The organism is Ramlibacter pinisoli, assembly GCF_009758015.1.
GTDB lineage: Bacteria > Pseudomonadota > Gammaproteobacteria > Burkholderiales > Burkholderiaceae_C > Ramlibacter > Ramlibacter pinisoli.
This window is the reverse complement of record NZ_WSEL01000002.1, coordinates 189,867-213,223: the sequence shown is the minus strand read 5'-3', so window position 1 is coordinate 213,223 and position 23,357 is coordinate 189,867. Positions and strand designations below refer to the sequence as shown.

Sequence of the window (23,357 nt, the reverse complement as noted above, 5' to 3'; positions counted from 1 at the left end):
TTGTCGTGGATGTGCGCGCCGCCCCGCCGACAGCGCGCGCGAAGGCCCCGCGCAGGGGCCAGTCAAGGTCAGCGGTCCGGGATGCCGGCCGCGAACCAGTTGCCGCCGCCGCTGACGATCAGCAGGATGGGGCTGTTGCAGGGAGTCGGCGGCGTCGGCACCAGACGGTCGTCGATGCGGAAGTCGCCGTTCGGCTCCAGCGCGACCAGGTTGCTGTCGGACGCCGCACCGTCGCAGAACAGCCGGGCCCGCACGCTCTGGTTGCCGTTGGTGCCGACGCCGTTGCCGCCGGCCAGCAGCAGACCGCGGCCGTTGACCCGGATCCTGCCGTCGGTGCGCACGTCGGCGCGCAGCTCGGCGATGACCCAGGGGATGCCGCCGGGATTGACGTTCTGGACCGTGTTGACGGCCGGGCCGGAACGCAGCGGCTGCGAGCCGATGCCGCCGTCGAACCGCACCAGCAGGTCATCGGCCAGGGCGGCGGCCGGCGCCAGGGCCGCGCCGGCCAGCAGCGCCGCCGCGACGGCGGGCAGCAGCCGTCCAATGGCCGCGCAGGGGCGCCGGCAGGCAGCCAGCAGGGGGTGGGCAAGGTAGGGCATGGCGTCGTCTCCAGGGGTGTTGACACCCCATGAACGCCGGGCGTGGGCGCTTTACTCCCCGCGATACAACTGACTCGCCCGCTTACAGCACGGGCGGGCTCGCCGGCGAATCGGGCTGCCGCCTCTCGCGCCCGCCGGCGTCGGCGCCCTATCATGTCGGGTTTCCCTCGGCCCGGCCCATCTTGAACGACAGCACCCACGGCAAGTCCTTGCAAGAGGCCTTGAGGCAGCGGATCAGCATCCGCGGCGCGCGCACCCACAACCTCAAGAACATCGATCTCGACCTGCCGCGCAACCGGCTGGTGGTGATCACCGGCCTGTCGGGCTCGGGCAAGTCGTCGCTCGCCTTCGACACGCTGTATGCCGAGGGCCAGCGGCGCTACGTCGAGAGCCTGTCGGCCTATGCGCGGCAGTTCCTGCAGCTCATGGACAAGCCCGACGTCGACCTGATCGAGGGCCTGTCGCCCGCGATCTCGATCGAGCAGAAGGCCACCAGCCACAACCCGCGCTCGACCGTCGGCACAGTGACCGAGATCCATGACTACCTGCGGCTGCTGTTCGCCCGCGCCGGCACGCCCTACTGCCCCACCCACGACATCCCGCTGACCTCGCAGACCGTGTCCCAGATGGTGGACACCGTGCTGGCGCTGCCGCCCGACACCCGACTGATGGTGCTGGCGCCGATCGCGCGCGAGCGCAAGGGCGAGTTCGAGGACGTGTTCGCGCACATGCAGGCGCAGGGCTACGTGCGCTTCCGCGTCAACGGCACGCCGTACGAGTTCGACCAGCTGCCCAAGCTGAAGAAGACCGAGAAGCACGACATCGATGTCGTCATCGACCGCCTGAAGGTGCGGCCCGAGGTGCAGCAGCGCCTGGCCGAGAGCTTCGAGGCGGCACTGCGGCTGGCCGAGGGCCGGGCGGTGGCGCTGGAGATGGACGGCGGCACCGAGCACCTGTTCAACGCCAAGTTCGCCTGCCCGATCTGCCACTACTCGATCAGCGAGCTGGAACCACGCCTGTTCTCGTTCAACTCGCCGGTGGGCGCCTGCCCGGCCTGCGACGGCCTGGGCGCGATGGAGCACTTCGACCCGCAGCGGGTGGTGGCCTTTCCCTCGCTGTCGCTGGCCTCGGGCGCGGTCAAGGGCTGGGACCGGCGCAACCCCTACTACTTCGGCCTGGTCGAGAGCCTGGCCAAGCACTACGGCTTCAGCGTCGACGCCCCGTTCGAGTCGCTGCCCGCGCCGGTGCAGCAGGTGCTGCTGCACGGCTCGGGCGAAGAGGAGATCCGCTTCCACTACGTGATGGAGTCGGGCAGCACGGCCGGCAGGAAGGTCACGAAGAAGCACCCCTTCGAGGGCATCATCCCCGGCATGGCGCGGCGCTACCGCGAGACCGACGCGCCGGCGGTGCGCGAGGAACTGGCGCGCTACCGCAGCCTGCAGCCCTGCCCCGAGTGCGGCGGCACCCGGCTGCGACCGGAGGCGCGCCACGTGCGGGTGGGCGACCAGGCGCAGGCGCGCACCATCCACACCATCAGCCACCTCACGTTGCGCGACTGCCTCGACTACTTCTCGTCGCTGCAGCTGGCCGGCTCGAAGGCCGAGATCGCCGACAAGGTGGTGCGCGAGATCGCCAACCGGCTGCGCTTCCTCAACGACGTCGGCCTCAACTACCTGAGCCTGGACCGCAGCGCCGAGACCCTGTCGGGCGGCGAGGCGCAGCGCATCCGGCTGGCCAGCCAGATCGGCTCCGGCCTCACCGGCGTGATGTACGTGCTGGACGAGCCCAGCATCGGCCTGCACCAGCGCGACAACGACCGCCTGATCGGCACCCTGCAGCACCTGCGCGACATCGGCAACAGCGTGCTGGTGGTCGAGCACGACGAGGACATGATCCGCGCCGCCGACCACGTGGTCGACATGGGACCGGGCGCCGGCCTGCACGGCGGCCGGGTGATGGCGCAGGGCACGCCGGCCGACGTCGAGGCCAGCGCCGATTCGCTCACCGGCCAGTACCTGTCGCGCCGCCGGGTCATCCCGGTGCCGGCCACGCGCCACCCCTGGCTGCCGCTGGCCGGCGGCAAGGCCGGCGCGGTGCAGAAGCTGCGCATCGAGGGCGCGCACGGCAACAACCTGAAGGACGTGACGGTCGACATCCCGGTCGGGCTGCTGACCTGCGTGACCGGCGTCTCGGGCTCGGGCAAGTCGACCCTGGTGAACGACACGCTGTACGCGGCGGTGGCGCGCGAGCTGTACCGCGCCCACGAGGAGCCGGCGCCGCACGTCGCCATCGAGGGCATCGACCATTTCGACAAGGTGATCAACGTCGACCAGTCGCCGATCGGCCGCACCCCGCGCAGCAACCCGGCCACCTACAGCGGCCTGTTCACGCCGATCCGCGAGCTGATGGCCGAGACCGCCACCGCCAAGGAACGCGGCTACGGCCCGGGCCGGTTCTCCTTCAACGTCGCCGGCGGCCGCTGCGAGGCCTGCCAGGGCGACGGCGTGGTGAAGGTCGAGATGCACTTCCTGCCTGACGTCTACGTGCCCTGCGATGTCTGCCGCGGCCAGCGCTACAACCGCGAGACGCTGGAGGTGCAGTGGAAGGGCCGCAACATCGCCCAGATCCTGGACCTGACGGTGGAGGACGCCTACGAGTTCCTGAAGCCCGTGCCGGCCATCGCCCGCAAGCTGCAGACGCTGCTGGACGTGGGCCTGTCGTACGTCAAGCTGGGGCAGGCGGCCACCACGCTGTCGGGCGGCGAGGCGCAGCGCGTCAAGCTGGCGCTGGAGCTGTCCAAGCGCGACACCGGCCGCACGCTCTACATCCTGGACGAGCCCACCACCGGGCTGCACTTCGCCGACACCGACCTGCTGCTGAAGGTGCTGCACCAGCTGCGCGATGCCGGCAACACCATCGTCATCATCGAGCACAACCTGGACGTCATCAAGACGGCCGACTGGGTGATCGACATGGGCCCCGAGGGCGGCGCCGGCGGTGGCACGGTGGTGGTGGCCGGCACGCCCGAGCAGGTGGCGGCCGATCCGGCCAGCCACACCGGCCGCTACCTGCAGCGGCTGCTCTAGCCGGGCGCGCCCCGGGCCGGTGCGGCCGTGTGCGGCACCGGCCTACAGCGCGGACGGGGTGGCCGAACTAGCCTGAGGCATCGCAGCAGCAGGAGGTTCGGCCATGTCCCCATCCACCCAGCCGGGCGTGGAGCCCGACCGCATCGACGTGAACGATCCGCAGGACTGCGCCGCCTGGGCCCGCAAGCTCGACACCACCGAGCGGCAGCTGCACGAAGCGGTGCGCGCAGTCGGCGCCATCGCCGCCGACGTCGAGATGCACCTCAAGGGCAGCCACAGCACCACCAACGCCGACCGGGTGGCCGAGCTGGGCGGTTAGGCCGGCCGCGCCGCCGCCAGCACGGCGCGGGTGCGCAGCGCCTCGGCCCGCGCCGCATCGGCGAAGTCGGCGCCGGAGGAGGCGTAGAGGATGGCCCGCGAGGAGTTGACGACGATCGGACCGTCGGGCCGCCAGCCGGCCCGCACGGTGGCGACGGCGTCGCCGCCCTGCGCCCCGACGCCGGGGATCAGCAACGGCAGCGTGGGCGCCAGCGCACGCACGCGCTCGATCTCGTTCGGGTAGGTCGCGCCGACCACCAGGCCGAGCTGGCCGTTCAGGTTCCAGGGGCCCTGCGCCAAACGCGCCACGTGCTCGTACAGCAGCGGGTTGCCGTCGACCGAGCCCAGGCGCTGGTTCTGCAGGTCGTCGCCGCCCGGGTTGGAGGTGCGGCACAGCAGGAAGGCGCCCTTGCCCGGGTGCCGCAGGTAGGGTTGCACCGAGTCGAAGCCCATGAAGGGGGACAGCGTCACGGCGTCGGCGTCGTAGCGCTCGAAGGCCTCGATCGCGTACTGCTCGGCGGTGGAGCCGATGTCGCCGCGCTTGGCATCGAGGATCACCGGCACGTGCGGCGCCACCCGGCGGATGTGGGCCACCAGCTGCTCCAGCTGGGCCTCGGCGCGGTGGGCGGCGAAGTAGGCGATCTGCGGCTTGAAGGCGATCGCGAGGTCGGCGGTGGCCTCGACGATGCGGGCGCAGAACTCGTGGATGCGCGACGGGTCGCCCTGCATCGCGCCCGGCAGGCGCTTGGGCTCGGGGTCGAGGCCCACGCAAAGCATCGAGGCGTTGCGCTGCTGCGCGTCCTGCAGCATCTCGAGGAACGTCATGCTTCGATTGTACGGATGACCCACAATCGCGCCCCATGCAGCGACTGACCCGGCAGCAACTCGTCCTCCTCGTGCTCCTGACCCTGGTGTGGGGCGTGAACTGGCCGGTGATGAAGATCGGCGTCACCGCGTACCCGCCGCTGGCCTTCCGCGCGCTCTCGATCTGGATCGGCGTGCCGGTGCTGGCCGCGGTGCTGCTGCTGCTGAAGGTACCGTTCTCGATCGCGCGGCGCGACTGGCCGCAGCTGCTCTGGCTGGCCGCCACCAACATGTTCGTCTGGCACGCCTGCATCATCCTGGCGGTGCGCACCCTGTCCAGCGGCCGCGCCGCCATCCTGGGCTACACCATGCCGATCTTTTCGGCCGTGATCGGCGCCCTGCTGTTCTCCACCGCCCTGAGCCGCCGCGGCTGGCTGGGCGTCAGCGCCGCCGCGCTCGGCGTCGCCCTGCTGCTGTGGCACGAGCTCACCCACCTGGCCGGCCGGCCGGTCGGCGTGGTGCTGGCGCTGGTGGCGGCCGCGGTCTGGGCGCTGGGCACGCAGTTGCTGCGCCGCACCACCATCGACCGGCCCACGCTGACGATCTCGTTCTGGATGACGCTGCTGACGGCGTGCGTGATGACCGTGCTCAGCACGCTGTTCGAGCGCGCCGACTGGCAGGTCCCGAGCGCGCCGGTGTGGGGCTCGATCCTGTACAACGCGGTGCTGATCTTCGGCTTCGCCCACGCGGCCTGGTTCTACCTGGCGCGGGTGCTGCCGCCGATCGCCTCCAGCCTGAGCGTGATGTTCATCCCGGTGCTGGGCGTGTTCACCGGCGCGCTGTGGCTGAAGGAGGCGATCCACTGGCAGGACTGGGCCGCCGTGGCGCTGATGGTGGTGGCGATCGCGTCGGTGCTGTGGCCGGCGCGGCGGCCGGCGCTGGCCGGCGTGCAGCGCGCCTAGCGACCGGCGATGGCCTGCTGGTACAGGCCGCGCACCTTGGGCACGTTCTCGCGCAGGCGGGCCAGCCGGTCCGGGCCGGTCGGGTGCGTCGACAGGAAGGCCGGCCCCTGGCTGCCGCCCGAGGCCTTGCCCATCTTCTCCCACAGCGACACCGAGGCTTCGGGCTGGTAGCCGGCGCGGGCGCCGAGCTCCAGGCCCACCAGGTCGGCCTCGGTCTCGTCCTCGCGCGAGAAGCGCAGAGAGATCAGCTGGGTGCCGATGTTGGCCGCCACGTCGCCCAGCTGGCCGAGCCCGAACAGCTGCGCGCCCAGTTGCAGCAGCGCGCCGGTGCCCTGCTCCTTGCCGATGCGGGCACGCGCGTGTTCGCGCAGCGCGTGCGCCATCTCGTGGCCCATGACCATGGCGGCCTCGTCGTCGCTCAGCTGCAGTTGATCGAGCAGGCCGGTGTAGAAGGCGATCTTGCCGCCCGGCATGCAGAACGCGTTGATCTGCTTGCTGCCGATCAGGTTCACTTCCCAGCGCCAGGACTTGGCGCGCTCGTTCCAGCGCGGGCTTTGCGGGATCAGGCGGGCGGCGATGGACCGCAGCCGCTGCAGCTGCGGGTAGTTCTCCGGTGCCAGCGCCTTCTGCTGGCGCGCTTCGGCCATCATCTGCGAGTACTGCTGCGCCGATGCGGCCTCGATTTCGTCCGCCGGCACCAGGCCCCGGGCCCGCGACGGCGCGCCGACGTCGACCTGGGCCAACACCGGTGTGGCGGCGGCGGCACCGGCGAGTGCCAGGAATCCGCGGCGCGGCATCCAGGCACTGGCACGGGCGAAGCACGACTGGCACATGCAGCAATAATAAAAAAAATCAGACGAGCCAATGTCAGACAACACCCCCACACAGGCTCGGAACGAGCGCCCCGCTGCCGGATGGCTGGAAAGCCTGAAGGTCTACCGTGAACCCGCCACCCTGCGCATGCTGTCGCTGGGCTTTTCGGCCGGCCTGCCGCTGCTGCTGGTGCTGGGCACCCTGAGCTTCCGGCTGCGCGAAGCCGGCATCGACCTCGCGACCATCGGCTACCTGTCCTGGGTCGGCCTGGCGTACGCGTTCAAGTGGGCGTGGGCACCGCTGGTCGATCGGCTGCCGTTGCCGCTGCTCACGCGCGCCCTCGGACGCAGGCGCAGCTGGCTGCTGCTGGCCCAGGCCGCCGTCATCGCCGGACTGGTCGGCATGGCCTGGTTCGATCCGAAGGTCGACCGGTCGGCGGTGGCCTGGTGCGCGCTGCTCGTGGCCTTCGCCTCGGCCACGCAGGACATCGCCCTGGACGCGTTCCGGATCGAATCGGCGGACGTGAATCGCCAGGGCGCGCTGGCCGCCACCTACCAGACCGGCTACCGGCTCGCCATGATCTGGGCCGGCGCCGGCGTGTTCTGGATCGCCGCCCGCGCCGAGTTGCCGGGTGCCGGGACCTACCAGCACGACGCCTGGCGCGCCGCGTACCTGGCCATGGCCGCCTCCATGCTGGTCGGCGTGGTCACCGTGCTGCTGTCGCGCGAGCCGGTGCAGGCCGTCTTGCCGCCGGCGCGCGATGCCGCCCAATGGCTGCGCGAGACGGTGGTCGAGCCGTTCGCCGACTTCCTGCGTCGCTACCGCACCCAGGCCGTGCTGATCCTGGCCCTGATCGCCATCTACCGGATCAGCGACGTGGTGATGGGCATCATGGCCAACCCGTTCTATTCGGACATGGGCTACACCAAGGACGAAGTGGCGGCCATCACCAAGGTCTTCGGCGTCGTCATGACGCTGGCCGGCACCTTCATCGGCGGCATCCTGTCCTTGCGGCTCGGCGTCATGCGCGTGCTGATGCTCGGGGCCGTCCTCAGCGCCGCCAGCAACCTGCTGTTCGCCTGGCTGGGCACCCGCGGCCACGACGTCACGGCACTGGTGTTCGTGATCTCGGCCGACAACCTGTCGTCGGGCATCGCCTCCGCCGGCTTCATCGCCTATCTCTCGGGCCTGACCAACGTCAGCTACTCGGCGACCCAGTACGCGCTCTTCAGCTCCATGATGCTGCTGCTGCCCAAGTGGCTGGCCGGCTTTTCCGGCCGGTTCGTCGAAGCCTTCGGCTACGGCAACTTCTTCACCGCCACCGCCTGCCTGGGCGTGCCGGTGCTGCTGCTGGTGTGGCTGGCCGGCCGGGTGCAGCCGGTGCGCGCGGCGCCTCAGCCCGCCTGAGGGCCGGCGCGCGCGGCCAGCACGGCCCGCTGCACCTTGCCCAGCGCCGTCTTGGGCAGCGCGTCCAGCCGCAGCCAGCGGCGCGGCAGCTTGTAGCGCGCGACCCGCTGCGCCAGGTGCTCGCGCAGTTGCGCGTCGGTGCAGGCGGCGCCCGGCCGCAGCACCACCGCCATCGCCACCACCTCGCCCCAGTCCGCATCGGGCAGGCCGAAGGCTGCGCACTCGAGCACGTCAGGGTGCGCCGCCAGCGGCGCCTCGAGTTCGGCCGGATGGATGTTCTCGCCGCCCGAGATGATCAGGTCCCGGGCCCGGCCGACGATGGTGTAGCTGCCGTCGCCGGCCTGGCGCGCCAGGTCGCCGGTGTGGAACCAGCCCTCGCCATCGGTGGCCGGCTGGTCGGGCCAGTAGCGCTGCACCACGTTGGGCGCGCGCAGCCAGACCTCGCCCACGCCCTGCTGCAGCCCCGCCAGCCGCACCTCGACGCCCGGTGCCGGCCAGCCGCACGAGCCGACATGGCCGACGGCCTGCGCCGGCGGCAGGGCGATCGAGAACGGCCCGGTCTCGGTGGCGCCATAGACGTTGCACACCGGCAGCCCGCGCGCATGGAAGGCCTGCACCAGCGGCTCGGGCAGCAGGCTGGAGCCGGCCCAGACGGCGCGCAGGCTGCCCAGGTCCGCCGCCGGCCAGCGCGGGTCGTCGACCAGCGCCTTCATCGTCGCCGGCACCTGCAGGGTGAGCGTCGGCCGCTGGCGCTCGATGGCGTCGAAGGTGGCGTCGGGCGCGAAGCGCGGCTGCAGCAGCACGGTCGCGCCCGCCCCCAGCGCCGGCAGCGTCTGGATGCACAGACCGCCGACGTGGAACAGCGGCAGCACGGTGAGCACCCGGTCGGGCGGCGTGAGCTGCTGCACCGCCGCCGCCATCGCCATGTTGGCCAGCAGGTTGGCCTGGGTGTGCAGCGCGCCCTTGGGGCGGCCGCTGGTGCCGGAGGTGTAGACCAGCAGTAGCGGAACGTCGGGCGCCGCCCGGTCCGGCGGCGGCCCGCCACCGGCGCCGTCCAGGGTCTCCAGCGGATGGACCGGCAGTCCGCCGGCGGCCCCCAGCGCCTGCGCCGGGACGGCGAAGGTGGCGTCGTGCAGCAGCCGCGCCGCGCCGCAGTCGGCCAGCACGGCCTGCCACTCCGGCACGGCCAGCCGGATGTTCAGCGGCAGCAGGACCGCGCCCAGGCGCGCCAGCGCGAACAGCAGCACCAGCTGCTGCGGGTGGTTCAGGCCGAGCCAGGCGATGCGCTCGCCCGGGCGCACGCCCCAGGTGTTGCCCAGGAGCGCGGCCATGCGGTCGGCGCGCGCGGCCAGTTCCGCATAGCCGATGGTCTGGTCGCCGAACTGCAGGGCGGGCGCATCGCCGCGCCCGCGCGCCTGCAGCGCGAGCAGCTCCGGCAACGTGGACGCTTGGGCCATTTACCTAACTTTACCGCCGCGACAAGGCGGCTTGCGGCGCGCCCGCGAAGCTGCGGGCGTGATTACCATGCCCCCATGCAGCACCTCCTGATGATCGAAGACGATGCGCGCCTTGCGCAGATGGTCGGCGAGTACCTCGAGCGCTCCGGGTTCACCGTGACCAAGGCCGCCGATGCCACCGCCGGACTGGGCCTGTTGCAGGAGCCGCCCGGCGCGCTCCCCGACCTGGTGGTGCTCGACCTCATGCTGCCGGACCTCGACGGCCTCGAGGTCTGCCGCCGCATCCGCGCCATGCCCGGCGACGCCGGCCGGGTGCCGGTGCTGATGCTCACCGCCAAGGGCGACCCGATGGACCGCATCGTCGGCCTCGAGCTGGGCGCCGACGACTACCTGCCCAAGCCGTTCGAGCCGCGCGAGCTGCTGGCGCGCATCCGCGCCATCCTGCGCCGCCGCGGCGAGGGCGCGCCGCCCCCGGCCAAGCGGCTGCGCTTCGGCTCGCTCGAGATCGACCGCGACGCCCGCACCGTCACCGTGTCCGGCAACACCTGCGAGCTGACCTCCTACCAGTTCGACCTGCTGGTGGCGCTGGCCGAGCGCGCCGGCCGCGTGCTCACGCGCGACCAGATCATGGAGGCGGTGCGCGGCCGCGAGCTGGAGGCCTTCGACCGCTCGATCGACGTGCACATGGGCCGCATCCGGGCCGCCATCGAGGCCGACGTCAAGAACCCCAAGCGCATCCTCACCGTGCGCGGCGTCGGCTACGTGTTCGCCAAGCAGCAGGACTGACGCGGTGTGAAGCTGCGTTTCCCGCTCTACCTGCGCATCTGGCTGGCCGTGGTGGCCGGCGTGTTCGTGCTCACCTTCGCGTTCGGCTGGCTGGTACGGCTGACGGCCGACCAGGCGCCGCCGCGCGACGTCATCATCCGCAGCGAGGACGGCGACATCCTGGGCCAGGCGCGCACGCGTCCGATCCGCTCGCCCGGCCAGGGGGTCGAGTTCCAGGTCGCCATGAACGACGGCAGCACGGTGGTCGTGCAGCTGCCGCCGCGCCCGCGCGGCCCCGGCGAACGCCCGCCGCCGCGGCCCTGGCCGCGCGGCAACACCGGCCTGCTGTGGATGCTGGGCATCACGGCGCTGGCGGTCGCGATCGCCACCTATCCCATCATCCGCCGCCTGACCAAGCGGCTGGAGACGCTGCGCAGCGGCGTCGAGCGCTGGGGCCAGGGCGACCTGGGCGCGCGGGTCGAGGTCAGCGGCCACGACGAGGTGGCGTTCCTGGGCCATCGCTTCAACCAGGCCGCCGAGCGCGTCGAGACGCTGTTGCGCAGCCACAAGTCGCTGCTGGCCAATGCCTCGCACGAGCTGCGCTCGCCGCTGGCGCGCATCCGCATGGGCCTGGAACTGATGGAGGGCGCACCCACCCCGGCCCAGCGCGACGAGATGCTGCGCAGCATCGGCGAGCTCGACCAGCTGATCGACGAGATCCTGCTGGCCAGCCGGCTGGACGCCCGCGCCAGCGACGTCGGCACGGTCGAGACGGTCGACCTGCTGGGCCTGGTCGCCGAGGAATGCGCGCGCGCCGGGGCCGAGCTGGCGGCCGACGAGGCCGGCGGCGAGGTGGTGGCGCAGGGGGTGTCCAAGCTGCTGCGCCGGGCGGTGCGCAACCTGCTGGAGAACGCGCGCCGCTACACCGACGGGCCGGTCGAGGTGGCGGTGCGGCGCGACAGCGGGCGCGCCGTGGTGCAGGTCTGCGACCGCGGGCCGGGCGTGCCGCCCGAGCAGCGCGAGCGCATCTTCGAGCCGTTCTACCGCCTGCCGGGGGCCAGCGAGCGCGAAGGCGGCGTGGGGCTGGGGCTGGCGCTGGTCCGCTCGATCGCCCAGCGCCACCACGGCAGCGTGCACTGCGAGGCGCGCGCCGGCGGTGGCGCCTGCTTCGTGCTGCAACTGCCGTTGTGAGCCGGGCGCCTTTGTTCCGTTTTGTAAGGCCGCCGCCCGCCGCGCGGGCACGCCACTAAAGTCCGTTCCGACGCTGTCACGCGCCATGGCCCGGCCCCGGGGAGAGCGGTCTCCCCAGCGGATCCCAGCCGGGATCCCTCGCAGCCGCCCCGACGGGGCGGTTCTTTTTTGGCCGCCGCGGCCGGGTCAGAGCGGGAACGGCGGCAGCGCCGCGCCGGCCGCTGACTGCGCCGGCGTGTGGGCCACGTTCATCACCCAGGACACCAGCACGAAGTAGCCGAGCAGCGCGGTGAGTTCCACCACGCCCTGCTCGCCCCAGCGGTCGACCGCCCGGGCATAGGTCGGCTCGCTGCAGCCGTGCTGGTGCAGCAGCTCGCCGCTGAAGTCCAGCACCAGCGCATCGTCGCCGGCCAGCCCGGCCGGGCGCGCGCCCTGGCGCAGGGCGTCCAGCACGGCGGCCTCGACGCCGGCCTGCTGGGCCAGCGGTGCATGCATGTGCCACTCGAACTGGTTGCCGGCATGGCGGGCCGCGATGCAGGTGGCGAATTCGCGCACCCGCGCCGGCAGCACGCTGCCGAAGCGCAGGTACTCGCCCATGCGGGCCACGCGGTCGAGCAGCTCGGGGCTGCGCAGCAGGGGCAGGAACGGGCCGTAGACGCCCTTGCGCGGGCCGTCGATGAGCGCCTGCGCCGCCGCCCGCTGGGCCTCGCTCATGGCCTCGGATGGAGGCAGCGGCATGCGCTCGCGCCAGGGCGTGGCGGAGCCCTGGCGCAAGTCGGGGGCGGTGGTGTCAGCGGGCATGGAGGGTCTCCGGCGAAGGGGAAGCGGGACAGGGTGCGGCGCGCCACAGCCAGGCGGCGCTGGCGAACAGGCTGGCCGCGCCGGCCTGCAGGGCGAGGTCGAGGCCATGCGCCGGCGCCAGCCGCAGCAGCAGGGCGGAGGCCACCGGGCCGGCGATCTGGCCGAGCGCGAAGGCGGTGGTCATCCAGCCCACCAGGCGGGTGGCGTCGCCCTGCGCGCGGGCCCGGATCTCCTGCACGCCGGCCAGCGTCACCACCATGAAGGTGCCGCCGACCAGCAGCGCCGAGGCGGCGATGGACCAGCCGGTCAGCCACAGGCTCGGCAGCAGCACGCCCAGGCCCATCAGCACGTGCGCGGCGGCCCACAGCTGCAGCCGCGGCAGCCGCCGCAGCGCGCGCGCGGCCACCAGCGTCGACAGCGCGGCGGTGGCGCCGAAGGCCGGCCAGGCCAGGCCGAACAGGCGCGGGTCGTCGACCAGCGTGCGCGCCATCGCCGGCAGGAAGGTCGCCGGCAGGATGTAGCCGAAGCCGAGCATCGCGTAGGCCGCGACCAGCCCGCGGCTGCCGGCCGGCAGGGGGGCCGGCGCGCCGGCCGCGCGGCCGGTCGGCGCCGCCGGCAGGCGGACCAGCACCCAGGCCACCGGCGCGACCAGCAGCGCGGCCAGGACGCCGAGCTGGATCCAGAGCGCGTCGGCGCTCCAACCGGCGCTGGCGCCGACCAGGCAGTCCAGCCCGGCCACGGCGATGCCCAGGCCGACGCCGGCGTACAGGGCGCTGGCCCAGGGCGTGGCGCCGTGGGCCGCCAGCGCGGCCAGGCACCAGATGCTGGTGGCGACGAAGGCCCAGGCGCTGGCGATCCCGGCCAGCAGCCGCAAGGCCGCCAGCCAGGGCACCGGGCCGCCGAGCGCCATCGCCGCCGTCAGTAGCGCGGTGCCGACCAGCGCGACCAGCGCCAGCCGGGCGGCCGGCCAGCCGGTGCGCGAGGCGGTGAGCGCGCCCACCAGGTAGCCGACGTAGTTGGCGGCGGCCAGCCAGCCGCCGGCCCCCACGTCGAGCTGGCCGGCCTGCAGCATCAGCGGCAGCAGCGGCGTGAACGCGAAGCGCCCGATGCCCATCGCGACCGCCAGCGACAGCAGCCCGGCGAGGCCGATCATCCAGGGCGGCAGCGGGGCGGCAGGGGTGGTGCGATGGGGACTCACGGCGCGATTACACCGAGAATGGAGTCGGCCCACAAATGAATTTTCGTGAAGGACCATTCTCCCCATGAGAACACTCGACCTCGACTCGCTGGAGATCTTCCGCACCGTGGTGCAGGAGGGCGGCATCATCCGCGCGGCCGGCAAGCTGGGCCGGGTGCAGTCCAACGTCACCACCCGCATCAAGCAGCTCGAGCAGCGGCTCGGGCGCACCCTGTTCCGCAAGCAGGGCCGCTCCATCGTGCTGTCGCCCGAGGGCGAACTGCTGCTGTCCTACACCCAGCGGCTGTTCCGGCTGGCCGACGAGGCCGAGACGGCGCTGCGCACCGAGGGGCCGCGCGGCGTGCTGCGCATCGGCTCGCTCGAGAGCACCGCCGGCAGCCGGCTCGGCCCGCTGCTGGCGCGCTACCACCAGCAGCACCCGGGCGTGGTGGTCGAGCTGGCCACCGGCACCACCGGCGCGCTGGTCCAGCGCGTCGCCGGCTTCGAGCTCGAGGCCGCCTTCGTCTCCGAGCCGTTCACCGCCCCCGGGCTGGCGTCGCAGCCGGTCTACGAGGAGGAGCTGGTGCTGGTCACGCCGCGCGAACTGGACACCGTGCGGCGCGCGCAGGACCTGGCCGGCCGCACCCTGATCGCGTTCGCCAACGGCTGCTCGTACAGGAAGCGCATCGAGGACTGGCTGGGGGCGGCGGCGGTGATGCCGGCGCGCACGCTGGAGTTCGCGTCCTACCAGGCCATGATCGCCTGCGTGGCCGCCGGCACCGGCTTCGCCATCGTGCCGCGCTCGCTGCTGGCGGCGCTGCGCAGCGCCGGCGACGTGCGGCAGCACGAGCTGCCGGCGCGCATCCGGCGCAACCGCACCCACCTGGTCTGGAACGGCGCGCCGTCGACGGCGCTGGCGCGGCTTCAGGACCTGCTGGCGGCCTGAAGCGCCTGCGCCACCCGGGCCGGGCCGAGGTCGACCAGGCAGCGGTGGTGGCCCAGCGGGCACTCGCGCTGGAAGCAGGGCGCGCAGTCCAGCGGCGGCTGGTAGGCCGGGTCCTGCTTGAGCCACAGGATTTGCGCGTGTTCGTTCAGTGGCGGCGTGTGCAGCGGGCTGGAGGAGCCGAACAGGGCCACCTGCGGCACGCCGAAGGCGGCCGCCACGTGCATCAGGCCCGAGTCGTTGCTGACCATGGCGCGGGCGCCAGCGATCAAGGCGAAGGCCTCGGCCAGGCCGGTGCGGCCGGCCAGGTTGCGGGCCCGGCCGCCGGACGCCTGCACGATGGCCTCGGCCACCGGCGCATCCTTGGCCGAGCCGAGCAGCAGCACCGGCAGCGCCTGGCCGGCGGCCAGCTGCGCGTAGTGGGCCTCGGGCCAGCGCTTGGACGGGCCGAATTCGGCGCCCGGCGCGAACACCAGGTAGCCGCCGCGCGCCAGCCCCTGCTGCGCCAGCGCGCCGTCGATGGCGGCGGCGGCCAGCTGCAGCCGCGGCACGTCCTGCTCCAGCCCCGCGGTGTCGCCGCTGAGAGCCGAATAGAACGCCACCATCGGCGGCTTGCCCTTGGGATTGCGCAGCCGGTGCGTCAGCAGTCCGACCCGCGCCTCGCCGAGGTAGCCCACCCGGCGCGGGATGCCGGCCAGGAACGGCAGCAGCGCGCTCTTGAGCGAGTTGGGCAGCACGTAGGCGGCGTCGAAGCGGCCGTCCAGTTCGCGCGCCAGCCGGCGCCGGGCCGCGAACTGCAGCCCGCCGTGCTGGAACGGGAATTCGACCACGGCGCCGACCTGGGGCATGGCCCGGTAGACCGGCGCCACCCAGGGCACGGCGCCGACCGTGAGCTGCTCGCCGCGCGCATGCAGCCGGCGCAGCAGCGGCTCGGTCATCACCGCATCGCCGATCCACTGCGGGGCGATGACCAGCGTGCGCGTCACGGCGCAGGGGTCAGTGGTGGCCGCCAGCCTGTTCGCCGGCCTTGAGCTTGTAGACGGTGCCGCAGTACGGGCACTTGGCCGCGCCGCCGCCGCCGTGCGTGATGTCCAGGAACACGCGCGGGTGGGTGTTCCACAGCTGCATGCCGGCGACCGGGCTGGGGCAGAAGATGCCGCCGTTGCCGTTGAGGTCCTTGGCGAGCAGTTCGACGACGGCTTCCTTGCGGGCGGGAGCGTTCACTTCAGACCTTCGTGAGCCAGTGGGCGTACTGGGGGTTGCGGCCGTTGACGATGTCGAAGAAGGCCGACTGGATCTTCTCGGTGACCGGGCCGCGCGAGCCGATGCCGATCTGCACCCGGTCGAGTTCGCGGATGGGCGTGACCTCGGCGGCGGTGCCGGTGAAGAAGGCCTCGTCGGCGATGTAGATCTCGTCGCGGGTGATGCGCTTTTGCACCAGCTCGATGCCCAGGTCCTTGCAGATGTGCAGCACGGTGTTGCGGGTGATGCCGTTGAGCGCACCGGCCGACAGGTCGGGCGTGTAGACCACGCCGTCCTTGACCACGAACACGTTCTCGCCGGCACCCTCGCTGACGAAGCCCGAGCTGTCGAGCAGCAGCGCCTCGTCGTAGCCGTCGTCCAGGGCCTCCATGTTGGCCAGGATGGAGTTGCTGTAGTTGGACACCGCCTTGGCCTGCGTCATCGTGATGTTGACGTGGTGGCGGGTGTAGCTGGAGGTCTTGACGCGGATGCCGCGCTTCATGCCCTCCTCGCCCAGGTAGGCGCCCCAGGCCCAGGCCGCCACCATCAGGTGGATGGTGTTGCCCTTCGGGCTGACGCCCAGCTTCTGCGAGCCGATCCAGGTGAGCGGACGGATGTAGCAGCTCTCCAGCTTGTTGGCCTTGACGACGGCCTTCTGCGCCTCGTTGACCTGCTCCTTGCTGAAGGGCAGCTGCATGCGCAGGATCTTGGCGCTGTTGAACAGGCGGTCGGTGTGCTCCTGCAGCCGGAAGATGGCGGTGCCGTCGACGGTGTTGTAGGCGCGCACGCCCTCGAACGCCCCGCAGCCGTAATGCAGCGTATGGGTCAGCACGTGGATCTTGGCGTCGCGCCAGTCCACCATCTCGCCGTCCATCCAGATCTTGCCGTCGCGGTCGGCCATGGAGGGGATGACGCTCATGGAATCGGTCCTTCGGGTAATCGGGGAAACCGGCGATTTTACCGGTCGGGCCCCGCGCCCCCGGCGGCGCCCGGATCGGGCCGGTGCAGCTCCCAGCGCGCCAGCTTGCCGTGGGCGAAGTCGCAGGTGACGTGCGAGGCCGAGCCGTCGGTCCAGCGGTACACCTCGGGCTGGGCGTCCTTGGGCGAGAGCTGCTCGCCCAGCGCCCGCGTCATGCCGATCACGTGCAGCAGCGTCAGGCCGGGGCGCAGCTTGGCGTTGAGCATCACGGCGCTGTCGCAGTAGCCGATCGGCCGCTCGCCGGCGCGCTTGAGGACCTGGGTCAGGCGGGTGAAGTGCAGCAGCGCCCACATGACAATGCCGGTGAGCGCGATGGCGACGCCGGGCCAGCCGTAGGCGCGCCAGGCGAGCACGGCCACGGCGACGCCGGCCAGGGGAACCAGGATGCGTTGGAAATTCATGGGCAGCGATTGTCGCCGCCCCGCCCTAGCCCAGCCCGCGGACGATCTCCAGCGCCTCCTCGATGCGGTCGACCGGGTGGATCACCAGCCCCTCGAGGTCGCGGCTGCCCTTCTTGGGCGCGTTGGCGCGCGGCACCACCGCCACCGAAAAGCCGAGCTTGGCGGCCTCGCGCAGGCGCTCCTGGCCGCGCGGCGCCGGCCGCACCTCGCCGGCCAGGCCGACCTCGCCGAAGGCGATGAAGCCCTTGGGCAGCGGCTTGCCGCGCAGCGACGAGGTGATGGCCAGCATCACCGCCAGGTCGGCCGCCGGCTCGCTGATGCGCACCCCACCGACGGCGTTGACGAACACGTCCTGGTCCATGCAGGCGACGCCGGCATGCCGGTGCAGCACCGCCAGCAGCATCGCCAGCCGGTCGCGCTCCAGGCCGACCGACAGCCGGCGCGGGCTGGGCCCGCCGCTGTCGACCAGGGCCTGGATCTCCACCAGCATCGGGCGCGTGCCCTCCAGGGTGACCAGCACGCAGCTGCCGGGCACCGGCTCGGCGTGCTGCGACAGGAAGATGGCGCTCGGGTTGGCCACGCCCTTGAGGCCCTTGTCGGTCATGGCGAACACGCCGATCTCGTTGACCGCGCCGAAGCGGTTCTTGATCGCGCGCACCAGCCGGAAGCTGGAGTGGGTGTCGCCCTCGAAGTACAGCACCGTGTCGACCATGTGCTCCAGCACCCGCGGGCCGGCCAGCGCGCCTTCCTTGGTGACGTGGCCGACCAGCACGATGGTGGTGCCGCTGGCCTTGGCGGCGCGCGTGAGGTGGGCCGCGCACTCGCGCACCTGGGCCACCGAGCCCGGGGCCGAGGTGAGCTGGTCGGAGTAGACGGTCTGGATCGAGTCGATCACGGCCACCGCCGGCTGGCTGGACGCCAGGGTGCCCAGGATCTTCTCCAGCTGGATCTCGGCCAGTACCTGCACCTGGGAGCGCTCCAGCCCGAGCCGGCGCGAGCGCAGCGCCACCTGCGCGCCCGACTCCTCGCCGGTGACGTACAGCGTCGGCACGCCGGCGCGCTGCAGCCCGTCGAGCGCCTGCAGCAGCAGGGTGGACTTGCCGATGCCGGGGTCGCCGCCGATCAGCACCACGCCGCCGGCGACGATGCCGCCGCCCAGCACCCGGTCCAGTTCGTCGATGGCGGTGGGCGTGCGCGGCACCTCGGCCGCCTCGATGTCGGCCAGCACCGCCACCGCGGCGGTCGGCGCCAGCGCGGCGAAGCGGTGCCGCTGCGCCGCCGGCGCCTCGGCCACGGTCTCGATCAGGGTGTTCCAGGCACCGCAGTGCGGGCACTTGCCCTGCCACTTGGGTGTGCTGCCGCCGCAGTCGCTGCAGCTGTAAGTCGTCTTGTCCTTGGCCACGCGCGGCAGTGTAGGCGAGGCCCCGCGCCGCGGCCCCCTGCGGGCGCAGGAGATGCGCCCGGCCGGTCAGCCCGGGCAGGACAGGCTCAGGGCCTGCAGCGGCTGCAGCGTCGCCGGGTCGACCACCACCAGGTTGGCGCTGCGCGGTGCGTCGCCGTCGCGCGCGATGGTGCGCAGCTGCAGCTGCTGGGTGCCGGTGCGGGTGCCGGCCGGCACGTACTGCCGCACCACGAAGTCGTGGCGCAGCTCGGCGCCGGCGTTCTCGCCCGCCCTGACCTTGCTCGCATGGCCATGCTCGGTGAGCGTCCAGTAGGCCGCCCACGGCTGGTCCGGCGCCGTCGGCACCACCGTGGCCTCGAACAGGTCGGGGCCGCGCTGCAGCAGCCGGATGCTGGCGCGGGCCGGCTCGGCGCGGGTGAGCAGGGCCGAGTCGTAGTCGCGCCAGTCGCGGCCATTGCGCACCAGCTGCGGCGTGTAGATCGAGCGCAGCTGGTTGGCGGCCGCCAGTTCGCGCTGGCGGGCGGTGGCGGCGGCCAGCGCGAAGCGGTCCACCCAGCCGAGGTTGTCCCAGTAGCCGACGTGGAAGGCCTGGGCGACCACGCGGCCCTGGGCCGCCGCCGGCTTCAGCCCGCTCAGCCAGCGGTCGGCCGGCGGGCAGGAACTGCAGCCCTCGGATGTGTACAGCTCGATCACCGGGGTGAGCTGCGGCCGCGAGACCGCCTCGCAGCTGGCGGCCGCCGCCGCGGCGGACAGCGGCAGGGCGGCGCCCAGGATGAGGTGGCGCAGGCGCAGGCGCAGGGGCATGGCGGGCTCCGGAAGGTGGCGGGTGCGCGTGGGTCGCGCGGCACGCGCCGCCATTACACGCCGGCCCGCCGAAACCGGCAGCGCGCCGGCGCCAAGCCCCCGCTCAGACGATGCCGCGGTAGGAGCCGCCGTCGACCTGGATGTTCTGCCCGCAGATGAACGAGGCCTGCTCGCTGCACAGGTAGGCGCAGAGGTCGGCGAACTCTTCCGGCCGGCCGAAGCGCTTGGCGGCGATGGTGTCGACCAGCTTGGCGCGCGCCGCCTCCAGCGTGGTCCCGTCGATCCTGGCCTGGCGCTCGATCAGGTACTGCTGGCGGCCGGTGTCGATGCGCTCGGGCAAGAGGTTGTTGATGGTGACGTTGTCCACCACCACCTCGCGCGAGATCGCCTTGCACAGGGCGGTGAGCGCCGTGCGCGCCGCGGTCGACAGGCCCTGGTGCGGATTGGGCGACTTCACCATCGCCGAGGTGATGTTGACGATGCGGCCGTACCGGCGCGCCCGCATGCCGGGCAGCAGCGCGCGGATGAGGAGCGCGGCCGGCAGCATGTTCTGCTCGAACACCTGCAGGTAATCCTCGCGCGCCCAGTCCTCGAACTTGCCGGGCGTCGGGCCGGCGTTGTTGTTGACCAGGATGTCGGCGTCGGGGCAGGCGGCCACCAGGGTGGCGCGGCCCGCCTCGGTCATGATGTCGGCCACCACCGGCACCACCGGGTGGCCGGTCTCGGCCTGGATCGCCGCGGCGGTGGCGCGCAGCTTGTCTTCTGTGCGGCCGTTGACGAACACCTGGACGCCCTCGCGGGAGAGCGACAGGGCGCAGGCCCGGCCCAGGCCCTGCGAGGAAGCGCAGACGATGGCCTTGCGGCCGGCGATGTGGAGGTCCATGTCGGTTGGGCTTGGAAGGTTGGAAGTGCTGCGCCACTGTACCCAGACCCCCCGCCGCCGGCCCGGCGGCAATCCCCGATTGCCGGGGTGCAGCCAATCATTTAATATGTGAAATAACTGCCCGAGCCCATGGCGACCTCGTTCAAGCACCGCAACCTGCCCCGCCTGCTGCTGCAGGCGCGCGAGGCCGTCATGGTCCACACCCGGCCGAGCCTGCGCGGCCACGGCCTGTCCGACCAGCAGTGGCGGGTGCTGCGGGTGCTGGGCGAGCACGGCACCGTCGAGACCGGCCGGGTGGCGCGCGAGGCCTTCATCTCCGGGCCCAGCCTGACCGGCGTGCTGGCGCGAATGGAGCGCGACGGCCTGGTGCGCCGCGAGCGCGACCCCGCCGACCAGCGCCGCAGCGTGGTGGAGGCCACCGCCAAGGGCCGCCGGCTGGTCGACAAGCTGTCGCACACGGTCGAGGCCCACTACGCCTGGATGGAGCGCTCGCTCGGCGCCGCCAACCTGGAACACCTGTACCAATTGCTGGACGCCGTGATCGCCCTGGAGGGCGGCGTGCGGACCGCGGAAGGAGACCCATGCGCATCGACCACCTGATCGGCGGCAAGACCGTCGCCGGCCGCGACTACTTCGAGACCGTCAACCCGGCCACCCAGGAGGTGCTGGCCGAGGTGGCCAGCGGCGGCGCGGCCGAAGTGGACGCCGCGGTCGCCGCCGCCAAGGCCGCCTTCCCGGCCTGGGCGGCGCTGCCGGCGCCGCAGCGGGCCCGGCTGGTGCGCCGGCTGGGCGAGCTGATCACCGCCCACGTGCCGGAACTGGCGCGCACCGAGACCGACGACACCGGCCAGGTGATCGCCCAGACCGGCAAGCAGCTGGTGCCGCGCGCGGCCGACAACTTCGCCTACTTCGCCGAGATGTGCGTGCGGGTCGACGGCCACACCTACCCGACCGACACCCACCTGAACTACACGCTGTTCCACCCGGTCGGCGTCTGCGCGCTGATCTCGCCGTGGAACGTGCCGTTCATGACGGCGACCTGGAAGACCGCGCCCTGCCTGGCGTTCGGCAACACCGCCGTGCTGAAGATGAGCGAGCTGTCGCCGCTGACCGCCGCCCGGCTGGGCGAGCTGGCGCTGGAAGCCGGCATCCCGGCCGGGGTGCTGAACATCGTGCACGGCTACGGCAAGGACGCCGGCGAGCCGCTGGTGCGGCATCCCGACGTGCGGGCGATCTCGTTCACCGGTTCCACCGCCACCGGCAACCGCATCGTGCAGCAGGCCGGCCTGAAGAAGTTCAGCATGGAGCTGGGCGGCAAGTCGCCGTTCGTCATCTTCGACGACGCCGACATGGCGCGCGCGCTCGACGCCGCCGTGTTCATGATCTTCTCCAACAACGGCGAGCGCTGCACCGCCGGCAGCCGCATCCTGGTGCAGAAGTCGGCCTACCCCGACTTCGTGCAGAAGTTCGTCGAGCGCGCCAAGCGCATCACGGTGGGCGACCCGCGCGACGACAAGACCATCGTCGGCCCGATGATCTCGCCCGGCCACCTGGCCAAGGTGCGGCGCTACATCGAGCTCGGGCCCAAGGAAGGCGCCACGCTGCTGTGCGGCGGGCTCGATGCCCCGCTGCTGCCGGACCGGGTGAAGAAGGGCAACTACGTGCTGCCCACCGTGTTCGCCGACGTCGACAACCGGATGCAGATCGCGCAGGACGAGATCTTCGGCCCGGTCGCCTGCCTGATTCCGTTCGACGACGAGGCCGACGCGATCCGCATCGCCAACGCGACCCAGTACGGCCTGTCGAGCTACGTGTGGACCGAGAACATCGGCCGCGCCCACCGGGTGGCGGCGGCGGTGGAGGCCGGCATGTGCTTCGTCAACAGCCAGAACGTGCGCGACCTGCGCCAGCCGTTCGGCGGCACCAAGGCCTCGGGCACCGGCCGCGAGGGCGGCACCTGGAGCCACGAGGTGTTCCTGGAGCCGAAGAACATCGCGGTCTCGCTCGGCAGTCACCACATCCCCCATTGGGGAGCCTGACCATGGGCACCCTCGCCCTCGCCGCCAAGATCACCCACGTGCCGTCGATGTACCTGTCGGAGTTTCCCGGCCCGCACTTCGGCTGCCGCGACGCCGCCATCGCCGGGCACCAGGAGATCGACCGGCGCTGCCGCACGCTCGGCGTGGACACCATCGTGGTGTTCGATGTGCACTGGCAGGTCAACAGCGAATACCACATCAACTGCGGGCCGGCGTTCGAGGGCGTCTACACCAGCAACGAGCTGCCCCACTTCATCAAGAACCTGCCCTATGCCTACCCGGGCAACCCCGGGCTGGGCCACCTGATCGCCGACGCGGCGAACGCCATGGGCGTCAAGACCCGCGCCCACTCGGACACCACGCTGTCGCTGGAGTACGGCACCCTGGTGCCGATGCGCTACATGAACGCCGACCAGCACTACAAGGTCATCAGCATCAGCGGCTGGTGCGACTGGCACGACCTGCACGAGTCCGGGCGCTTCGGCGCCGCGGTGCGGCGCGCCATCGAGGACCACTACGACGGCACGGTGGCGGTGTTCGCCAGCGGGTCACTGTCGCACCACTTCGCCGACAATGGCCGCGCGCCCGAGTTCATGCACAAGGTCTACGACCCCTTCCTCGAGCAGGTCGATCGTCGCGTGGTGCAGCTGTGGCAGCAGGGCGACTGGGCCACCTTCATCGGCATGCTGCCGATGTATGCCGACAAGTGCTGGGGCGAAGGAGACATGCACGACACCGCGATGCTGCTGGGACTGCTGGGCTGGGACCGCTACCAGGCCCCGGTCGAGATCGTGACGCCCTACTTCGGCAGTTCGGGCACCGGCCAGATCAACGCCATCTTCCCCGTCACCCCGCTTGCCGCCTGACCCCCATGCCGCACCTCGTCATCCTCTACACCCCCAACGTCGACGCCCGCACCGACATGGGCGCGCTGTGCCGCACGCTGGCCGACGCCATGCTGCAGGTGCGCGACGAAGCCGGCCGGCAGGTGTTCCCGACCGGCGGCACCCGCGTGCTGGCCTATCCGGCGGCGCACTACGCGGTGGCCGACGGCAAGGGCGACTACGCCTTCCTGTACCTGAACCTGCGCATGGCCAGCGGCCGCAGCGACGCGGTCAAGCAGGGCGCCGGCGACGCCGTGCTGGCCGCCGCCAAGGCGCACCTGGCGCCGCTGTTCGAGCAGGGCCTGGTGGGCCTGACGGTGCAGGTCGACGAGAGTCCGGGCCAGGTCTACGACGGCAAGCACAGCACGCTGCATCCCCACTTCGCCAGCCAGACCTGACC

Annotated in this window: 24 protein-coding genes; 11 read left to right on the top strand and 13 right to left on the bottom strand. The window is 72.2% G+C overall.

From position 1 onward, the window contains the following. Positions 1-68: 68 nt before the first annotated feature. Complete coding sequence (locus GON04_RS01070) at positions 69-599, bottom strand: hypothetical protein (protein WP_157396146.1); 531 nt, start codon at positions 597-599, stop codon at positions 69-71. 179 nt (positions 600-778) lie between these two features. On the opposite strand from GON04_RS01070, the gene uvrA reads away from it, so the two are divergent. Together uvrA and GON04_RS01060 are read left to right on the top strand one after the other, a co-directional pair. Further along, complete coding sequence (gene uvrA, locus GON04_RS01065) at positions 779-3,685, top strand: excinuclease ABC subunit UvrA (RefSeq protein WP_181653582.1); 2,907 nt, start codon at positions 779-781, stop codon at positions 3,683-3,685. Positions 3,686-3,788: 103 nt separating this feature from the next. Further along, positions 3,789-4,004 (top strand): DUF3606 domain-containing protein, encoded by a 216-nt coding sequence (locus tag GON04_RS01060; RefSeq protein ID WP_157396144.1) that lies wholly within the window; start codon positions 3,789-3,791, stop codon positions 4,002-4,004. Here GON04_RS01060 and pyrF read toward each other — a convergent pair. Continuing rightward, a complete protein-coding gene (gene pyrF / locus GON04_RS01055; RefSeq protein ID WP_157396143.1) occupies positions 4,001-4,828 on the bottom strand; it encodes an orotidine-5'-phosphate decarboxylase in 828 nt (275 codons plus the stop codon). The two genes, GON04_RS01060 and pyrF, sit on opposite strands and share 4 nt — an antisense overlap. Positions 4,829-4,863: 35 nt before the next feature. Here pyrF and GON04_RS01050 point away from each other — a divergent pair, with 35 nt between their 5' ends. Continuing rightward, entirely contained in the window at positions 4,864-5,769 is a 906-nt protein-coding gene (locus GON04_RS01050) for a DMT family transporter (RefSeq protein ID WP_157396142.1), read from the top strand. On the opposite strand, the gene GON04_RS01045 is transcribed toward GON04_RS01050, so the two are convergent. After that, entirely contained in the window at positions 5,766-6,602 is an 837-nt protein-coding gene (locus GON04_RS01045) for a M48 family metallopeptidase (RefSeq protein ID WP_157396141.1), read from the bottom strand. The genes GON04_RS01050 and GON04_RS01045 overlap by 4 nt on opposite strands. A 31-nt stretch (positions 6,603-6,633) precedes the next feature. Here GON04_RS01045 and GON04_RS01040 point away from each other — a divergent pair, with 31 nt between their 5' ends. Next, positions 6,634-7,989, top strand: coding sequence for an AmpG family muropeptide MFS transporter (locus GON04_RS01040; RefSeq protein WP_157396140.1), 1,356 nt, complete (start codon positions 6,634-6,636; stop codon positions 7,987-7,989). On the opposite strand, the gene GON04_RS01035 is transcribed toward GON04_RS01040, so the two are convergent. Beyond that, a complete protein-coding gene (locus GON04_RS01035) occupies positions 7,977-9,446 on the bottom strand; it encodes a class I adenylate-forming enzyme family protein (RefSeq protein WP_157396139.1) in 1,470 nt (489 codons plus the stop codon). The two genes, GON04_RS01040 and GON04_RS01035, sit on opposite strands and share 13 nt — an antisense overlap. Before the next feature lie 75 nt (positions 9,447-9,521). On the opposite strand from GON04_RS01035, the gene GON04_RS01030 reads away from it, so the two are divergent. Next, on the top strand, positions 9,522-10,232 hold the full coding sequence (locus GON04_RS01030) for a response regulator transcription factor (protein ID WP_157396138.1): 711 nt from the start codon (positions 9,522-9,524) through the stop codon (positions 10,230-10,232). Positions 10,233-10,238: 6 nt separating this feature from the next. Beyond that, positions 10,239-11,402 (top strand): ATP-binding protein, encoded by a 1,164-nt coding sequence (locus GON04_RS01025; protein ID WP_181653572.1) that lies wholly within the window; start codon positions 10,239-10,241, stop codon positions 11,400-11,402. 186 nt (positions 11,403-11,588) lie between these two features. On the opposite strand, the gene GON04_RS01020 is transcribed toward GON04_RS01025, so the two are convergent. Further along, a complete protein-coding gene (locus tag GON04_RS01020) occupies positions 11,589-12,203 on the bottom strand; it encodes a carboxymuconolactone decarboxylase family protein (protein WP_157396137.1) in 615 nt (204 codons plus the stop codon). Further along, positions 12,193-13,401, bottom strand: a complete 1,209-nt coding sequence (locus GON04_RS01015; RefSeq protein ID WP_198349179.1) for a YbfB/YjiJ family MFS transporter — start codon at positions 13,399-13,401, stop codon at positions 12,193-12,195. Before GON04_RS01015 ends, GON04_RS01020 begins: the two co-directional genes overlap by 11 nt. A gap of 64 nt (positions 13,402-13,465) precedes the next feature. On the opposite strand from GON04_RS01015, the gene GON04_RS01010 reads away from it, so the two are divergent. Then, positions 13,466-14,326, top strand: coding sequence for a LysR family transcriptional regulator (locus tag GON04_RS01010; protein ID WP_157396135.1), 861 nt, complete (start codon positions 13,466-13,468; stop codon positions 14,324-14,326). Here the strand turns inward: GON04_RS01010 and waaF are convergent. The 7 genes from waaF to GON04_RS00975 all read right to left on the bottom strand — a co-directional run bounded on the left by waaF (position 14,305) and on the right by GON04_RS00975 (position 20,034). Continuing rightward, entirely contained in the window at positions 14,305-15,309 is a 1,005-nt protein-coding gene (waaF, locus tag GON04_RS01005; RefSeq protein WP_181653571.1) for a lipopolysaccharide heptosyltransferase II, read from the bottom strand. The two genes, GON04_RS01010 and waaF, sit on opposite strands and share 22 nt — an antisense overlap. 10 nt (positions 15,310-15,319) lie before the next feature. Then, positions 15,320-15,547, bottom strand: a complete 228-nt coding sequence (locus GON04_RS01000; RefSeq protein WP_181653570.1) for a zinc-finger domain-containing protein — start codon at positions 15,545-15,547, stop codon at positions 15,320-15,322. Position 15,548: 1 nt separating this feature from the next. After that, on the bottom strand, positions 15,549-16,484 hold the full coding sequence (locus tag GON04_RS00995) for a branched-chain amino acid transaminase (protein ID WP_157396134.1): 936 nt from the start codon (positions 16,482-16,484) through the stop codon (positions 15,549-15,551). 38 nt (positions 16,485-16,522) lie between these two features. Next, entirely contained in the window at positions 16,523-16,945 is a 423-nt protein-coding gene (locus tag GON04_RS00990; RefSeq protein ID WP_157396133.1) for a glycerate kinase, read from the bottom strand. A gap of 25 nt (positions 16,946-16,970) precedes the next feature. Next, positions 16,971-18,347: a DNA repair protein RadA gene (gene radA, locus GON04_RS00985; RefSeq protein ID WP_181653569.1), complete on the bottom strand. Its 1,377-nt coding sequence runs from the start codon at positions 18,345-18,347 to the stop codon at positions 16,971-16,973. A 66-nt stretch (positions 18,348-18,413) separates the two neighbouring features. After that, positions 18,414-19,151 (bottom strand): DUF1223 domain-containing protein, encoded by a 738-nt coding sequence (locus tag GON04_RS00980; protein WP_157396132.1) that lies wholly within the window; start codon positions 19,149-19,151, stop codon positions 18,414-18,416. 103 nt (positions 19,152-19,254) lie between these two features. After that, positions 19,255-20,034 carry an SDR family oxidoreductase gene (locus GON04_RS00975; RefSeq protein WP_157396131.1) on the bottom strand — a complete coding sequence of 260 codons (780 nt, stop codon included), beginning with the start codon at positions 20,032-20,034 and terminating at the stop codon, positions 19,255-19,257. Positions 20,035-20,163: 129 nt separating this feature from the next. On the opposite strand from GON04_RS00975, the gene hpaR reads away from it, so the two are divergent. The 4 genes from hpaR to GON04_RS00955 are packed head-to-tail and all read left to right on the top strand — an operon-like array spanning position 20,164 to position 23,355. Further along, on the top strand, positions 20,164-20,634 hold the full coding sequence (gene hpaR, locus GON04_RS00970; protein WP_157396130.1) for a homoprotocatechuate degradation operon regulator HpaR: 471 nt from the start codon (positions 20,164-20,166) through the stop codon (positions 20,632-20,634). Further along, positions 20,616-22,073, top strand: a complete 1,458-nt coding sequence (hpaE, locus tag GON04_RS00965; RefSeq protein ID WP_157396129.1) for a 5-carboxymethyl-2-hydroxymuconate semialdehyde dehydrogenase — start codon at positions 20,616-20,618, stop codon at positions 22,071-22,073. Before hpaR ends, hpaE begins: the two co-directional genes overlap by 19 nt. 2 nt (positions 22,074-22,075) lie before the next feature. Continuing rightward, positions 22,076-22,939, top strand: a complete 864-nt coding sequence (gene hpaD, locus GON04_RS00960) for a 3,4-dihydroxyphenylacetate 2,3-dioxygenase (protein ID WP_181653568.1) — start codon at positions 22,076-22,078, stop codon at positions 22,937-22,939. Positions 22,940-22,944: 5 nt separating this feature from the next. After that, a complete protein-coding gene (locus tag GON04_RS00955) occupies positions 22,945-23,355 on the top strand; it encodes a 5-carboxymethyl-2-hydroxymuconate Delta-isomerase (protein ID WP_157396128.1) in 411 nt (136 codons plus the stop codon). Positions 23,356-23,357 lie beyond the last annotated feature (2 nt).

Excerpts from the sequence above, each read along its gene's own strand:
- GON04_RS01070 (WP_157396146.1), bottom strand. The coding sequence starts at position 599 with ATGCCCTACCTTGCCCACCCCCTGCTGGCTGCCTGCCGGCGCCCCTGC.
- GON04_RS01060 (WP_157396144.1), top strand. The coding sequence starts at position 3,789 with ATGTCCCCATCCACCCAGCCGGGCGTGGAGCCCGACCGCATCGACGTG.
- pyrF (WP_157396143.1), bottom strand. The coding sequence starts at position 4,828 with ATGACGTTCCTCGAGATGCTGCAGGACGCGCAGCAGCGCAACGCCTCG.
- GON04_RS01050 (WP_157396142.1), top strand. The coding sequence starts at position 4,864 with ATGCAGCGACTGACCCGGCAGCAACTCGTCCTCCTCGTGCTCCTGACC.
- GON04_RS01045 (WP_157396141.1), bottom strand. The coding sequence starts at position 6,602 with ATGTGCCAGTCGTGCTTCGCCCGTGCCAGTGCCTGGATGCCGCGCCGC.
- GON04_RS01040 (WP_157396140.1), top strand. The coding sequence starts at position 6,634 with ATGTCAGACAACACCCCCACACAGGCTCGGAACGAGCGCCCCGCTGCC.
- GON04_RS01035 (WP_157396139.1), bottom strand. The coding sequence starts at position 9,446 with ATGGCCCAAGCGTCCACGTTGCCGGAGCTGCTCGCGCTGCAGGCGCGC.
- GON04_RS01030 (WP_157396138.1), top strand. The coding sequence starts at position 9,522 with ATGCAGCACCTCCTGATGATCGAAGACGATGCGCGCCTTGCGCAGATG.
- GON04_RS01020 (WP_157396137.1), bottom strand. The coding sequence starts at position 12,203 with ATGCCCGCTGACACCACCGCCCCCGACTTGCGCCAGGGCTCCGCCACG.
- GON04_RS01010 (WP_157396135.1), top strand. The coding sequence starts at position 13,466 with ATGAGAACACTCGACCTCGACTCGCTGGAGATCTTCCGCACCGTGGTG.
- GON04_RS00995 (WP_157396134.1), bottom strand. The coding sequence starts at position 16,484 with ATGAGCGTCATCCCCTCCATGGCCGACCGCGACGGCAAGATCTGGATG.
- GON04_RS00990 (WP_157396133.1), bottom strand. The coding sequence starts at position 16,945 with ATGAATTTCCAACGCATCCTGGTTCCCCTGGCCGGCGTCGCCGTGGCC.
- GON04_RS00980 (WP_157396132.1), bottom strand. The coding sequence starts at position 19,151 with ATGCCCCTGCGCCTGCGCCTGCGCCACCTCATCCTGGGCGCCGCCCTG.
- GON04_RS00975 (WP_157396131.1), bottom strand. The coding sequence starts at position 20,034 with ATGGACCTCCACATCGCCGGCCGCAAGGCCATCGTCTGCGCTTCCTCG.
- hpaR (WP_157396130.1), top strand. The coding sequence starts at position 20,164 with ATGGCGACCTCGTTCAAGCACCGCAACCTGCCCCGCCTGCTGCTGCAG.
- hpaE (WP_157396129.1), top strand. The coding sequence starts at position 20,616 with ATGCGCATCGACCACCTGATCGGCGGCAAGACCGTCGCCGGCCGCGAC.
- hpaD (WP_181653568.1), top strand. The coding sequence starts at position 22,076 with ATGGGCACCCTCGCCCTCGCCGCCAAGATCACCCACGTGCCGTCGATG.
- GON04_RS00955 (WP_157396128.1), top strand. The coding sequence starts at position 22,945 with ATGCCGCACCTCGTCATCCTCTACACCCCCAACGTCGACGCCCGCACC.